Here is a 12,996-nt window from a genome sequence, read left to right as displayed (position 1 = left end):
GTAGCGCCTTACCTCGCTCCGCTTGCCCGATCCAAAAGCCGCTCTCCGGAGCGGTTTTTTTTCGTCCGGCGCCCGGAGCACCCGCGGCGCCGGCCCCGTCAGTGACGGAGTTCGTCGGGGCCGCCGCCCCCGCCGCCGTGGTTGCCGCCACCGTTTCCGCCGCCTTGCGGCCGTGCATAACCGCCGCCCCCGCCACCCTGGCGTACCGGCGGCGGCATCGCACGGCCCTCTCCGCCGGGCGCAGGCGGCGGGCGCAGCACCGCCGGCGGTGGGCCGGCCGGACGCGTATTACCCGCCCCACCGGGCATCGGCGTCGGCGCCGGCGGGCTGGCCGGGCGCGTATTACCCGCCCCGCCCGGCATCGGCGTCGGCGGGCTGGCCGGACGCGCATTACCCACCCCACCCGGCATCGGCGTCGGCGGGCTGGCCGGACGCGCGTTACCCATCCCGCCCGGCATCGGCGTCGGCGGCGTTTGCGGCGTCAGTGCCGGTGCCGCCGGCGCCGGCACGCGGTTCGCGCCGTTCCAGCCGCCGCGCGTCGCCGACGGCCGCGTGTCGTGCACGGGCGGCGGGCCGCCCGGCGCGACCTGCATCGGCACGCCCGGTTGCGGACGCCCTTGCGCCGGCGGCACGCCGCCGGGGCCGAGCCTCGGCTCCGGACGATGCGCCCAGCGATCGCGGTCGGGATACCACGGGCGGTGCCGGTAATAGCGATCCCAGTACGCGCCGATCGCGAACCCGGTCACCGGCACGCCGATGATCGCGCCATATTCGAGCAACGGCACGTAGCTCCCCTGGTACGGATAGTCGAGCAACTGCGCATCGATCCAGCCGCGCACGCCCGGCAATGCGACGTCGCACCACGTGTAGTCGCTCAGGCAGCCGAATACGTCCAGCGCGGTGCCGGGCGGAATCTGCGCGACCACCGGATAATCGGGCGCAGGCCCGGCATACAGCTCGGCCGGCGAATTCGTGTAAGCGCTGCTCTGCGCATCGGCAACGCCCGGTGCGACCGCGAGGCCGGCCAGGACGACGCACAGACTTCGGACAATCGTGTTCCTCATGATGCTCTCCCGCGCCGCGCCGATGCGCGCCGGTCAGTGCCGATGGCCGCCGCCCCAGTGACCGCCACCCCAATGACCGCCGCCCCACGGACGATGCCAGTACCCGCCGCGCCCGCCCTAGTATCCGCCGCCCCAGCGGCCCCAGAAGCCGATCGTCACGGGCGGCCCGTACCAGCCCGAGTAGTACGCCGGGTAGTAATACGGATACGGATACGGCGGCGGCACGTAGGCCGGGGCGACATACACGGGAACCGCCGTGTCGGTGTCGACCTGCGCCTGCGGCACGGTCGACGGGGCCGGCGCCGATGCGGCCGTTGCGACCGGAATGTCGCGCTGCGTCACCGCGGCAGGCACCGGCGCGTAATAAGGTGCGTAACCGTACGGGCTCGTGTAGTAGCAGCCGCCAAGCGCCAGTGCGGCCAGCGCGACGGCGGCGGGCCTCGCGGCGAAAATGGGGTTCATCTCGTACTCCAGCAGAATTCGCGCGTCGCCGCCGGGCGCGCGCCTGACTCTAGCTTACGTCCCCTGCAGATTTCCGCGCGTATGATCGGTTACTTTTTGTTTCCTCTCCCGGACGGCGAAGCAGGCACGCCGCGTGCTGGCCCGTCCGCGGCGCCAACGTTGAAGTTGGGCCAAATGCCCTCAACTTGAACGATGTCGGGCTGACCGGCGCGGACGGGCGTCCGCGATCCACCGGCACCCGCAAACCGGCGAGCTTCGGCCCGCCCAGACAGGAACGCGGCTCGCGCCGCCATCGACATGACTACGCCACGCCCCACTTCCCGGGCGGACACACCGCTCGACCCGATCATCCAGTTGCTGGCGCTTGCCGGCGAGCAAGGTTATCTGACGCACGCCGACCTCGTCGACGCGCTGCCGCCCGAAAGCGACAGCCCCGACGCGCTCGACGTCGTGCGCGCCGCGCTTGCCGACATCGGCATCGCGGTACTCGACGAGCCGGCCGTGCCTGCGCCGTTCGCCGGCGCGGCGCCGGTCGAGGTCGATCGCGACGCGCTCGACGAAGGCCGGGCCATGCTCGGCGACCTCGCGCGCGGCACGAGCGCGTCGACCGATCCGCTCGCGCTCTACATGCGGCGCATGCACGCGGTGCCGCTGCTCACGCGCGAAGGCGAAATCGTGCTCGCCCGCGAGATCGAAACGGGCCGCCATCAGGTACTGCACGCGATCGCCGGCTATCCGCCTGCGGTCGACGCGCTGCTCGAGCGTCATCGCGCGACGGGCAGCGCCGGCTCGACCGGCTCGCCCGACGACGACGACGCCGGTGCGCCCGCGCCCGCCCGCTACGATGCGCTGCACGCAGCGGTGTCGGTGCTGCGCGGCGCATTGCATGCGCATGGCAGCCGTTCGGCCGAATACCGCGACGCGCGCAACCACGTGGCCGCCCTGCTCGGTTCGCTCCCGTGGGTCGCGCCGGCCGCCGACGACGCGGGCCGTACGATACGCGCACTCGCGGCCGCCGCCCACGATCCGTCGGCGGTCGACGCGGCGTGCTTCGACGCGGTCGCCCGGCGCGCGCTCGCAGCCGCACTGAGCGACGGCCAGCAGAAGGTGCGCGACGCGACGCGTGCGATGCTCGAGGCGAATCTGCGGCTCGTGCTGTCGATCGCGCGCAAGTACCTGAACCGCGGCGTCGACCTGTCCGACCTCGTGCAGGACGGCTGTCTCGGCCTGATGCGCGCGATCGAGAAATTCGAATACCGGCGCGGCTTCAAGTTCTCGACCTATGCGACCTGGTGGATTCGCCAGGCGATCGCGCGCGCGGTCGCGGATCGCGCGCGCACGATCCGCGTGCCGGTGCACGTCGGCGATCAGTACCAGCGCGTGCAGCGGCATGCGCTGCGCTTTCGCCAGCGCACGGGCCGGCGGGCCACGCCGGCCGAGCTCGCGGTCGAAACCGGCCTCGACGAAGACAAACTGCGCGCGGTGCTTGCGCTGCCCGCCGAGCCGGTCTCGCTCGACACGCCGCTGCCCGACGCGGACACCGGCCTCGTGGAATTGATAGAGGATCAGGCCTCGGCCAGCCCGTTCGAGCAACTGGCCGACACGCGCATGCGCGAATGCGTGCGGTCGCTGCTGCGGTCGGTCACGCCGACCGAGGCCGACGTGCTGCGCCGGCGGTTCGGCCTCGGCGGCGCCGAGCCCGACACCTACGACGCGATCGCGCAGGATGCGGGGATGTCGCGCGAGCGCGTGCGGCAGATCGAGAAACGGGCGCTCGCCGCGCTGCGTACGGCCGCCGAGGCCGAGAACGCGCAGTCGTTTCTCGACGCTTGACCGCCCCGAGCGCAACGCACGGTCATGCCGCGTTCCGGCACGACCGTGCGCTGCGCGCCTGTGCTACGTTTGTCATTGGCGCGCATCAAACTTTCTTCATCGCGCGTCGCGACGATGGTTGACAGCCGACCGGCGCGCCACTCGTCGCGCCCATTCCGTTTGTGCTTTCCGGGTCCCTCGCCATGCAGTCGACCGTCAGCCAGACGTACGAGGAAAACCGGCCCATCGCGGCGTGCCTGCGCGAGGCCGCGCAGTGGCTTGTCGACCAGGGCGCGAACCCGTACCGGGTCGCCGCGTACCGTGCGGCGGCCGATACGGTCGACGCGCTCGACCGCGACATCCGCGGCGTGTTCGAAACCGGCGGCGTCGAGGCGCTCGGCGCGCTGCCTGACATCGGCGCGGGCGTCGCGCAAGCGATCGCCGAGCTGCTGGTGACGGGGCGCTGGCGCCAGCTCGATCGCCTGCGCGGCGATGCCGAGCGCGCATCGGCCTTCGAAGCGGTGCCGGGCATCGGCCACGCGCTCGCGCTGCGCATTCATGACGCACTGCACATCGACACGCTGGAGGAGCTCGAACGCGCGGCCCGCAACGGCCAGCTCGAAACGATCGCGGGCGTCGGCCCGCGCCGCGCGGCCGGCATCCGCGCCGCACTCGACGACGTGCTGAGCCGCCGCCGGCGCTGGCAAGGCCGCATGCAAAACACCGATCCCGGCACGGAACCGCCCGTCGAACTGCTGCTTTACATCGATCGCCAGTACCGCAACAAGGCGGCCGCCGGCGTGCTGCCGAGGCTCACGCACCGGCGCCTGAACGCGGACGGTTACGTGCCGCCGCCCGTCATGCACATGACCAAGGGCGGCTGGCATTTCACGGTGCTGAGCCAGCATGCCGCGATGCGCACGCCGGAAGCCGGGCGCTCGACCGACTGGGTCTCGCTCTACTTCTACGACGCCGTGCAGTGCGAGCACCAGCGCACCGTCTTCACCGAAACGTACGGCGCGCTCGTCGGCAAGCGGATCGTACGCGGGCGCGAGATGGAATGCCGCGTGTATTACGCGGGGTGAGTCATGCGTCGACGGTGTTGCCGACGTCGAAGGCGGCACCAACGGCATCCCTTTGGACGATCCGGCACGTCGAACTCGCCACGTCACCATCCTCCCGTCGAATCGCTACCGCTACGCCCACGTTGCGCAGGCTCGCCGCCTACGCGCTTTCCGCCTTCGCGCGGCGCGCCGGATGACGATGCGCGGCAATGCGCAGCAGCTTCCGGAACGACGGGCACTCGAGATGGTTCGCCGCCGGGCACACGGCCGCATGCCGCAGCGCATCGCGCACCGCGCCGAGACGGCGGATCGTGCGGTCGAGCTCGTCGGCCTTGCCATCGAGCTTCGCGCGATCGATCGCGGGCCGACCGTCGGCGCCGACCATCGCGAGAATGTCGTCGAGCGAGAAACCGGCCTCCCGGCCGAGCGCGATCAACGCCAGGCGCTCCAGCACCGACGCGTCGTATTGCCGCCGCAGCCCGTGCCGGCCGATCGGCACGATCAGCCCCTTTTCCTCGTAGTAGCGCAGCGTCGACGCGGGCAATCCCGTGCGCTGCGCCACGTCGGCGATGTCCAGTCGGCTCATGCTTGACCTCAAGTGAACTTGAAGTTGCAAGATAGTCGCTCGACTTCACGAAGACAAGCCCGGTGGAATCAGCCGCCGTCGCTGCGTTGCGCCGTTTCCTCGTAGCGATCGAGCGCGTCGAGCAGTTTGCCCGGCCGGCTCATCTCGGCCCGCAGCCTGGCGGCTTTCTCGATATCGGCCGGCGCGGTGAGCTTCGCGCCCTGATCGAGGTACTGCTGCGCGCGCGTCTCGCCTGCGGCGGCAGCCAGGCTCAACAACGCATTCGCGGCGATCGGATCGGATGCGACACCGCTGCCCGCGTAGTACTGCACGCCCAGCCGGAACAGCGATGTCGCGGCACCCTGGGCCGCAGCGAGCCGATACCATCTCGCCGCTTCGGCGTCGTCCTTGCGCACGCCCTGCCCGTTTTCGTACATCAGGCCGAGATTGTTCTGTGCGTTCGCGTCGCCCTGTTCCGCGGCGAGTCGGTACCACTTGAATGCCTCGGTGTCGCTCTGCGTCACGCCGCGCCCGCTGTCGTACAGGTAACCGAGGGCGTTCTGTGCTTGCGGCTCGCCCTGATCGGCCGCGCGCCGATACCATTTGGCGGCTTCCGCGACATCCTGCGGCACGCCGGTCCCGGCGTCGTACATCAGCCCCAGATACAGTTGCCCTCTGGGCAGGCCCTGTTCGGCCGCGCGCCGGTAGAGCCGCACCGCTTCCGCGCTATCCTGCGGCGCGCCTTCGCCGTCCTCGTATGCGCGGCCGAGATTGCACAACGCATCCCCATTGCCCTGCGCGGCCGCGCGCCGATACCAGCTCACGGCCTCCGCCCGGCTTTGCTCGACGCCGATGCCGGTTTCGTACAGCGTGCCGAGATTGTTCTGCGAGGCCGCGTCGCCCTGATCGGCGGCCCGCCGGTACCATTTCGCGGCTTCGGCGGGATTCCGTTCGACGCCGTCGCCGTGCTCGTACATCAGCGCGACGCTGAATTCGCCGTCCAGATCGCCGCGCTTCGCCTTCGCCATCGCCGCGTCGAACGTCCCGGGCGCATCGTCGTGCCCGAGCCAGGCGGTGCCGCCCCCAACGATCAATACCAGCGCGAGCGCGATGAGAATCGCAATACGGGCTTTCCGGCCCATTCGTGCCTCGGTCATCTCTCAGTGTTCTCTTTTTTGTGGTTGCAACCGGTACGCCCAACCGCGCACCGACGTCACTCGCCGCCGCAGTCGATCAGGTTGCGGCGCACGCGCCCGAGCAGGCGCACCAGCGTATCGCGCTCGTCGGGCGTGAAGCCGCGCAGCCCGTCGTCGGCGACGGTATCGCCCACCTCCAGCATCTGCGGAAAGATCTCGCGCGACTTGTCGGTCAGCCGGATCACGAACGCGCGGCGGTCGTCGTCGTTCGCGACGCGCTCGATCCACCCATAGCTTTCCATCCGGTCGAGCAGCCGCGTGAGCGAGATCGGCGTGATCTCGAGCCATTCGGCGAGCCGCGCCTGGTTCATCTCGCCCTTCCACGTCAGGTACGCGAGCACGCGGCTTTGCGCCCGCGTCAGCCCGATGCGCTTCGCGCGCCGGTCGAACAGGCGCCCGTTCAGGCGGGCCACGTCGGCGATCAGGTAACCGATCCGGTTCTCGTAGGTCTTGTCCATGCGGCGATTATAGGGTCAAGCCGGAGCCGACCCGACGCTGGCGACTCGGCAATAAGCGGCTATATAATGAGTATGCTTATAATTTGCGCCATACCGGATCGCCGCGCACGGCGACCGCCCCACGGAGACACCCGCTTGAACCCCGCCGCCGACGCCCCCGCCTCGTCCGCCCTGAACCGGCCGATGCTGACCCTGTCGATCATGCTCGCCACGCTGATCCAGACCCTCGACAGCACGATCGCGAACGTCGCGCTGCCCCACATGCAGGGCACGCTGTCCGCGTCGCAGGACGAAATCACGTGGGTGCTGACCTCCTACATCGTCGCCGCGGCGATCGCGACACCGCTCACCGGCTGGCTGTCCGACCGGCTGAGCGTGAAGCGGCTGCTGATCGTGTCGATCGCCGGCTTCACGGTTGCGTCGGCGCTGTGCGGGCTGTCGGAGACGCTCGTGCAGATCGTCGGCGCGCGGCTGCTGCAGGGTGTGTTCGGCGCCGCGCTGGTACCTCTGTCGCAATCGATCCTGCTCGACATCAACCCGCGCGAGAAACAGGGCCAGGCGATGGCGATCTGGGGGATGGGCGTGATGGTCGGCCCGATCCTCGGCCCGACGCTCGGCGGCTGGCTCACCGACAGCTACAACTGGCGCTGGGTGTTCTTCATCAACGTGCCGATCGGCGCATTCGCGCTCGCCGGCGTGATGACCTTCCTGCCGGCGCGCGCGCCGCGCCCGCACGTGAAATTCGACGCGTTCGGCTTCGCGACGCTCGCGCTCGCGATCGGCGCGTTCCAGGCGATGCTCGACCGCGGCGAACAGCTCGACTGGTTCGGTTCCTACGAGATCCGCATCGAGGCGCTCGTCGCGGCGCTCGGCTTCGCGTTCTTCCTCGCGCATACGGCGAGCGTCGGCAAGGCGTCGTTCTTCAAGTCGGAACTGCTGCGCGACCCGAATTTCGCAACGGGCACGCTGTTCATCTTCGTGGTCGGCGCGGTGCTGTATGCGACGCGCGCGCTGCTGCCGCCGATGCTGCAGAACCTGATGGGCTACCCGGTCGCGACGACGGGCCTCGTCACCGCACCGAGCGGCGCCGGCACGATGATCGCGATGCTGTTCGTCGGGCGGCTGCTGAAATACGTGGATGCGCGGATGCTGCTGCTCGCGGGGCTGTCGATTTCCGCGCTCGCGCTATGGCAGATGATGCAGTACACGGTCGTGCTGTCCGAAGCGGACATCGTGTGGCCCGGCGTGATCCAGGGCTTCGGTCTCGGGCTCGTGTTCGTGCCGCTGAGCGCGCTGTCGTTCTCGACGTTGCCGCCCGAGCTGCGCGCCGACGGCACGGCCACCTACAGCCTGATGCGCAACATCGGCAGCAGTATCGGCATCTCGATCGTGCAGACGCTGATGACGCGCAATACGCAGGTCGCGCATGCCGACCTCGCGGCCCACGTCACGCCGTTCGATCCGGCCGTGCAGGCGATCGCCGGCAGCCGCGTCGACATCGCACTGCTCGACCGCACGATCAACCAGCAGGCGACGATGATCGCGTACCTGAACGATTTCAAACTGATGTTCGTCGCGACGCTGCTGATGATCCCGCTGTTGCTGCTGATCCGCCCGCCGCAGAAGGCGGCGAGCGTCGACGTCGCGCATGCGGCGATGGATTGACGAGCGCGCATGCGCCCGTCCGAGGCCGCGTCAGGCCTTCATCGTCCCGGTTCGCACGTAGCGCTCGTGCCACGACAGCGCCTCGGCGAGCAGATGCGGCGTGTGCTTGCCGAAGCTGTCGCGCGACGCGCGCTCGAAGTAGTCCTCGAGCATCGGCCGGTAGTCCGGGTGCGCGCAGCTCGCGATGATCTTGCGCGCGCGCTGCTTCGGCGACAGGCCGCGCAGGTCGGCCAGCCCCTGCTCGGTGACGACGACCGCGACGTCGTGCTCGGTATGGTCGACGTGGCTCGCCATCGGCACGATCCGCGAGATCGCCCCGCCCTTCGCGGTGCTTGCCGACATGAAGCACGACAGGTAGCCGTTGCGCGCGAAGTCGCCCGAGCCGCCGATGCCGTTCTGGATCTTCGTGCCCATCACGTGCGTCGAATTCACGTTGCCGTAGATGTCGGCCTCGATCATTCCGTTCATCGCGATGCAGCCGAGCCGGCGCACGAGTTCCGGATGGTTGCTGATCTCCTGCGGGCGCAGCACGATCTTCTCGCGGAACGTCGCGATTTCGTCGGCGAAGCGCTGCACGGCGGCCGGGCTCAGCGACAGCGCGGTGGCCGATGCGAAGCTCAGCGTGCCGTCGTCGAGCAGGTCGAGCATGCCGTCCTGGATCACTTCCGTGTACGCGGTCAGGTTCGAGAAGCCGGCCGAGCTCAGTTCCGCGAGCACCGCGTTCGTGATGTTGCCGACGCCCGACTGCAGCGGCAGCAGGTTTTCCGGCAGGCGGCCGCGCTTCACTTCGTGGCGCAGGAAGTCGATCAGTTGCAGCGCAATCTGCTTGGAGGTCGCATCCGGCGCGGTGAACGCATTGCTGCGATCGGGCGCGTCGGTTTCGACGATCGCGACGATCTTGTCGGCCGGGCAGCGCAGGTACGGCTCGCCGATCCGGTCGTCGCTCTTCGTCAGCGGAATCGGCTTGCGGTGCGGCGGCAGCGCGGTGCCGTAGTAGATGTCGTGCATCCCGTCGAGGCCGATCGGCTGGCGCGCATTCACTTCGAGGATCACGTGCTTCGCGCGTTCGAGCCACGTCTTGTTGTTGCCGATCGAGGCGGACGGAATCAGCAGGCCGTCCTCGCGGATGCCCGCAACTTCGACGATCGCGACGTCGAGATCGCCGTACAGCCCGAACCACGCGTATTGCGCGACGTGGCTCAGGTGGACGTCCTGATAGTCGACTTCGCCGCCGTTGATCTTGTCGCGCAACGTCGGGTCGGACTGGTACGGCAGCCGCATCGAGATGCCGTCGGTGCGGGCGAGCGCGCCGTCGAGTTCCGGTGCGGTCGACGCGCCCGTCAGCACGTTGATCCGGAAGTCCTCGCCGCGCGCGTGCGCCGCGTCGATGTGGGCGGCGAGCGCGGCCGGCACGGCCTTCGGATAGCCCGACCCGGTGAAGCCGCTCATGGCGACGGTCATGCCGGGGCGGATCAGCGCGGCGGCTTCGTCGGCGGTGCGGACGAGCGAACGCAGGGCGGGAGCGAGGATGCGTGATGAAGACATGGCTGGTTATCTGACGCTTTGGTCTGTCGTTGACGTCGCGGGGGGTGTCTCCTGAGCGACGCGAAGCCCTTGGGGCCGCGAGGGGCGGCCCGGCACCACGGGCACGGCCGGAGTATCGCAGAGGCCATCGCCGCGAAATGTCCGCTGGATGCAAAAGATCCTTGCCGGATTTGCCGGGTATCGAACGAGCGTTCTGTGACAGGCGATCCGCCCACGCCGAATGCACGCGAAAGGCGTGCGAAAGCATCGGGGCGAATCGTTGGTTCGCGATCGCGGACCGTCGCGCATCAATCGACGAGATTTCACCGACATTGACGAGCTCCGGTTCGGCAATCGCCGATACCCGTCCGGCGCGGCCGATTGTCGCCCGATGCGGCTTTTCCGGGCCTGACGGAGATCAAGGTCGCATGCGCTGCGCGACGTCGGCCAACCGGCGCGAAAAACCCGCGCGATCCGCCTGCGAGGCCCATCCGGCCTTGACAGCCGCACGCGGCAAACCACACTGGAAGACGAGGTCGGCCGCCCGAATGGCCGCCCCGTTCACACGTGCGTTTCTGGACCGGCCGATGCCTTCAAGACGCGGTAACACTCCCGTATGTCAGGACATTGATCGAATAAAAAGCAACAAATTACAATTCCGTATATATTTCGCCGATGGACCAAAGAAAAACCGCCACACGCCCCGAGCCACCCCCGCCACGCACCTGGGATGCGCGGCTCGCGCGCTCGCTCGTCCGACCGCTCGTCGATACACCGGTCACTCCGAATCACCTCACCACCGTTCGCCTGCTGATCGGCCTCGCCGGCGCCTGGTGCCTCGCGCACGGCGGCTTCGGCTGGAGCAACGCAGGCGCGTTCCTGATCGTGTTGTCGAACTTCGTCGACCACACCGACGGCGAACTCGCGCGCATCAGCGGCAAGTCCAGCAAGATCGGTCATTTTTACGACCTGGCGGCCGATGCGCTCGTCACGGTCGCGCTGTTCGTCAGCATGGGCGTCGGCATCGTCGCCCAGGGCGGCCAGATGGCCGCGTCGCCGGTGCTGCTCGGCGCGGTGGCCGGCGCGGCCGTCGCGCTGATCTTCTTCCTGCGCATGCGGATCGAATCGATCGCCGGCAAGGCCGGCACCAAGCAGGCATTCGCCGGCGGCTTCGAGACGGAAGACGTGCTGTACCTGCTGCCGATCGTGACGCTCGTCGACGGCGTCGAGCCGTTCCTGCTCGCGGCGTCGATCGGCGCCCCGCTGTTTGCCGCCTGGGTCGTGATCGACTGGTGGCGCATCGTGCGGCGCGGCAACCTCCCGCAGAACCCGGCCGCGCAGAACTCAACCGAAATCCAGGCTTCCAAATGACTCCTAGCACGCGCGACGATTCCGTGCTGAGCCCGGCACGCCCTGCGCCCGTGCGCGCGGCCGCGGCCGATCCCGATCGCACCGTGGCCGACTGCGTCGGCCGGCTCGATCTCGACCGCCTGCGCGGCGACTACACGCGCCAGGGCTCGTTCCTCTACCTCGACGCGTTTCTGCCGGCCGACGCGCACGCGAAGCTGGCGAACGCCGCCCGCGCGATGCAGGCCAGTCTGAACCGCAATTACCTGCCCGGCCACAAGCAGGGCGGCAGCGTGAGCCGCCATACGATCGACGAGCAAGCGCCGTACATCGCCGAGCTGTATCGCTCGAAGGCGCTGATCGGTTTCCTCGAGAAAATCACGGGCGACAAGCTGATGCTGTCGCCGGACGACGATCCGCACGCGTACGCGCTGTATTACTACACGAAGCCCGGCGACCACATCGGCTGGCACTACGACACGTCTTACTACGACGGCCGCCGCTACACGCTGCTGATCGGCGTGATCGACGAATCGTCGTGCCGGCTCGACTACGAGCTGCATACGCGCAACCCGGACGTCGCCGACGAACCGGGCTCCGTGCAGATCGCCGACGGCGGCATCGTGCTGTTCGACGGCGACAAGCTGCGCCACCGCATCACGCCGCTCGGCCAGAACGAGATGCGCGTGTCGCTCACGTTCGAATACGTGACGAACCCCGGCATGCGGCCGTGGAAGCGCTTCATCTCGAACATGAAGGACGCGATCGCGTATTTCGGTTTCCGCCAGGTGTTCAAGCAACTGGCGACGCGACGCACGAGCGGGTCATGACACGCGCGGGCCTCATCCTGCTGTCCCTCGGGACCGCACTCTTCATCGCACTCCTGGCCTGGCAGGGCATCGGCGCGGTAGCGTCCACGTTCCTCGCGGCCGGCTGGGGCCTCGCGCTCGTCGCGGCGTTCCACGTCGTGCCGCTCGCGATCGACGCGGTCGCGATCTCCGTGATGTTCCGCCGCGGGCAGCCGGGCGCCGAACTCGGCGACGCGCTGCGCGCGCGCTGGGTCGGCGAATCGGTGAACAGCCTGCTGCCCGCCGGGCAGATCGGCGGCCCGGTGCTGATGGTGCGCCACCTCGCGCAGCGCGGCACGCGGATGGCCGATGCGGCCGCCGCCGTGACCGTCAGCACGACGATGCAGGCGCTCGCGCAAATGGCCTTCGCGCTGATCGGCATCGCCGCGTTCAGCCTGTATGCGACGCACGAATCGGTCGCACACCTGCGTACGCCCGCGCTGATCGCCACCGGCGTGCTCGGCGCGCTCGCCGTCGCGTTCTACGCAGCGCAGCGGCGCGGGCTGTTCGGCCGCGGGCTGCGCATCGCGTCGAAGCTGCTCGGCCCGCGCGACTGGTCGTCGCTCGCCACGCGCGCCGACGCGATCGACGACGCGGTGGGGGGGCTGTACCGCGATCGCGCGAAAGTCGCGAAGACCTTCGCATTGAGTCTCGCCGGCTGGATCGTCGGCACCGCGGAAGTGTGGCTCGCGCTGCACTTCCTCGGGCACCCGGTGAGCTGGCTCGACGCGCTGCTGCTCGAAAGCGTCGGCCAGGCGATTCGCGGGGCGGCCTTCGCGATCCCGGGCTCGCTCGGCGCGCAGGAAGGCGGTTACCTGCTGCTCGCGCCGCTGGTTGGGTTGCCGCCCGACGCGGCGCTCGCGCTGTCGCTCGCGAAGCGCGCGCGCGAACTCGCGCTCGGCCTGCCCGGCCTGCTCTATCTGCATTTCAGTGAAAGAAACTGGCAGCGGCGCCATGCGCCGCAGCCGCTCGCCGACTGATCGTTCAGATC

The 12,996-nt window shown here is 69.2% G+C and carries 11 protein-coding genes and 1 pseudogene; 6 read left to right on the top strand and 6 right to left on the bottom strand.

What is annotated here, in order from left to right; translation table 11 throughout:
• Window positions 1-98 precede the first annotated feature (98 nt).
• Both WT97_RS08635 and WT97_RS08630 read right to left on the bottom strand, forming a co-directional pair.
• On the bottom strand, window positions 99-1,064 hold the full coding sequence (locus tag WT97_RS08635; protein WP_060035969.1) for an SH3 domain-containing protein: 966 nt from the start codon (window positions 1,062-1,064) through the stop codon (window positions 99-101).
• A 33-nt stretch (window positions 1,065-1,097) separates the two neighbouring features.
• Window positions 1,098-1,526, bottom strand: a pseudogene (locus WT97_RS08630) (hypothetical protein).
• 297 nt (window positions 1,527-1,823) lie between these two features.
• On the opposite strand from WT97_RS08630, the gene WT97_RS08625 reads away from it, so the two are divergent.
• Both WT97_RS08625 and WT97_RS08620 read left to right on the top strand, forming a co-directional pair.
• Complete coding sequence (locus WT97_RS08625) at window positions 1,824-3,359, top strand: sigma-70 family RNA polymerase sigma factor (protein WP_060035970.1); 1,536 nt, start codon at window positions 1,824-1,826, stop codon at window positions 3,357-3,359.
• Between the two features lie 182 nt (window positions 3,360-3,541).
• On the top strand, window positions 3,542-4,423 hold the full coding sequence (locus tag WT97_RS08620) for a helix-hairpin-helix domain-containing protein (RefSeq protein WP_059500740.1): 882 nt from the start codon (window positions 3,542-3,544) through the stop codon (window positions 4,421-4,423).
• A 139-nt stretch (window positions 4,424-4,562) separates the two neighbouring features.
• On the opposite strand, the gene WT97_RS08615 is transcribed toward WT97_RS08620, so the two are convergent.
• The 3 genes from WT97_RS08615 to WT97_RS08605 all read right to left on the bottom strand — a co-directional run bounded on the left by WT97_RS08615 (window position 4,563) and on the right by WT97_RS08605 (window position 6,621).
• The gene (locus WT97_RS08615) at window positions 4,563-4,988 is read right to left on the bottom strand and encodes a helix-turn-helix domain-containing protein (RefSeq protein ID WP_059789367.1); all 426 of its coding nucleotides are present in this window, start codon (window positions 4,986-4,988) and stop codon (window positions 4,563-4,565) included.
• A 68-nt stretch (window positions 4,989-5,056) separates the two neighbouring features.
• A complete protein-coding gene (locus WT97_RS35100; RefSeq protein ID WP_306453360.1) occupies window positions 5,057-6,109 on the bottom strand; it encodes a tetratricopeptide repeat protein in 1,053 nt (350 codons plus the stop codon).
• 71 nt (window positions 6,110-6,180) lie between these two features.
• Entirely contained in the window at window positions 6,181-6,621 is a 441-nt protein-coding gene (locus WT97_RS08605) for a MarR family winged helix-turn-helix transcriptional regulator (protein ID WP_027782799.1), read from the bottom strand.
• Between the two features lie 135 nt (window positions 6,622-6,756).
• Between WT97_RS08605 and WT97_RS08600 the strand changes: the two genes are divergently transcribed.
• Window positions 6,757-8,286 carry a DHA2 family efflux MFS transporter permease subunit gene (locus WT97_RS08600; protein ID WP_059789365.1) on the top strand — a complete coding sequence of 510 codons (1,530 nt, stop codon included), beginning with the start codon at window positions 6,757-6,759 and terminating at the stop codon, window positions 8,284-8,286.
• A gap of 30 nt (window positions 8,287-8,316) precedes the next feature.
• On the opposite strand, the gene WT97_RS08595 is transcribed toward WT97_RS08600, so the two are convergent.
• Complete coding sequence (locus WT97_RS08595) at window positions 8,317-9,831, bottom strand: acetyl-CoA hydrolase/transferase family protein (protein ID WP_060035972.1); 1,515 nt, start codon at window positions 9,829-9,831, stop codon at window positions 8,317-8,319.
• A gap of 654 nt (window positions 9,832-10,485) precedes the next feature.
• Here WT97_RS08595 and WT97_RS08590 point away from each other — a divergent pair.
• From WT97_RS08590 to WT97_RS08580, 3 genes are read left to right on the top strand one after another with little or no spacing between them, the layout of a single operon-like run.
• On the top strand, window positions 10,486-11,181 hold the full coding sequence (locus tag WT97_RS08590; RefSeq protein ID WP_060035973.1) for a CDP-alcohol phosphatidyltransferase family protein: 696 nt from the start codon (window positions 10,486-10,488) through the stop codon (window positions 11,179-11,181).
• On the top strand, window positions 11,178-11,987 hold the full coding sequence (locus WT97_RS08585) for a 2OG-Fe(II) oxygenase (RefSeq protein WP_059500745.1): 810 nt from the start codon (window positions 11,178-11,180) through the stop codon (window positions 11,985-11,987). The genes WT97_RS08590 and WT97_RS08585 overlap by 4 nt, the downstream gene beginning before the upstream one ends.
• A complete protein-coding gene (locus WT97_RS08580) occupies window positions 11,984-12,985 on the top strand; it encodes a TIGR00374 family protein (protein ID WP_060035974.1) in 1,002 nt (333 codons plus the stop codon). Before WT97_RS08585 ends, WT97_RS08580 begins: the two co-directional genes overlap by 4 nt.
• The last annotated feature ends 11 nt before the right edge of the window (window positions 12,986-12,996 follow it).

The sequence above is a fragment of the Burkholderia sp. MSMB1459WGS genome, from assembly GCF_001534535.1.
Lineage (GTDB): Bacteria > Pseudomonadota > Gammaproteobacteria > Burkholderiales > Burkholderiaceae > Burkholderia.
This window is presented reverse-complemented; position numbering and strand designations above follow the sequence as displayed.

Excerpts from the sequence above, each read along its gene's own strand:
- WT97_RS08635 (WP_060035969.1), bottom strand. The coding sequence starts at position 1,064 with ATGAGGAACACGATTGTCCGAAGTCTGTGCGTCGTCCTGGCCGGCCTC.
- WT97_RS08625 (WP_060035970.1), top strand. The coding sequence starts at position 1,824 with ATGACTACGCCACGCCCCACTTCCCGGGCGGACACACCGCTCGACCCG.
- WT97_RS08620 (WP_059500740.1), top strand. The coding sequence starts at position 3,542 with ATGCAGTCGACCGTCAGCCAGACGTACGAGGAAAACCGGCCCATCGCG.
- WT97_RS08615 (WP_059789367.1), bottom strand. The coding sequence starts at position 4,988 with ATGAGCCGACTGGACATCGCCGACGTGGCGCAGCGCACGGGATTGCCC.
- WT97_RS35100 (WP_306453360.1), bottom strand. The coding sequence starts at position 6,109 with ATGGGCCGGAAAGCCCGTATTGCGATTCTCATCGCGCTCGCGCTGGTA.
- WT97_RS08605 (WP_027782799.1), bottom strand. The coding sequence starts at position 6,621 with ATGGACAAGACCTACGAGAACCGGATCGGTTACCTGATCGCCGACGTG.
- WT97_RS08595 (WP_060035972.1), bottom strand. The coding sequence starts at position 9,831 with ATGTCTTCATCACGCATCCTCGCTCCCGCCCTGCGTTCGCTCGTCCGC.
- WT97_RS08590 (WP_060035973.1), top strand. The coding sequence starts at position 10,486 with ATGGACCAAAGAAAAACCGCCACACGCCCCGAGCCACCCCCGCCACGC.
- WT97_RS08585 (WP_059500745.1), top strand. The coding sequence starts at position 11,178 with ATGACTCCTAGCACGCGCGACGATTCCGTGCTGAGCCCGGCACGCCCT.
- WT97_RS08580 (WP_060035974.1), top strand. The coding sequence starts at position 11,984 with ATGACACGCGCGGGCCTCATCCTGCTGTCCCTCGGGACCGCACTCTTC.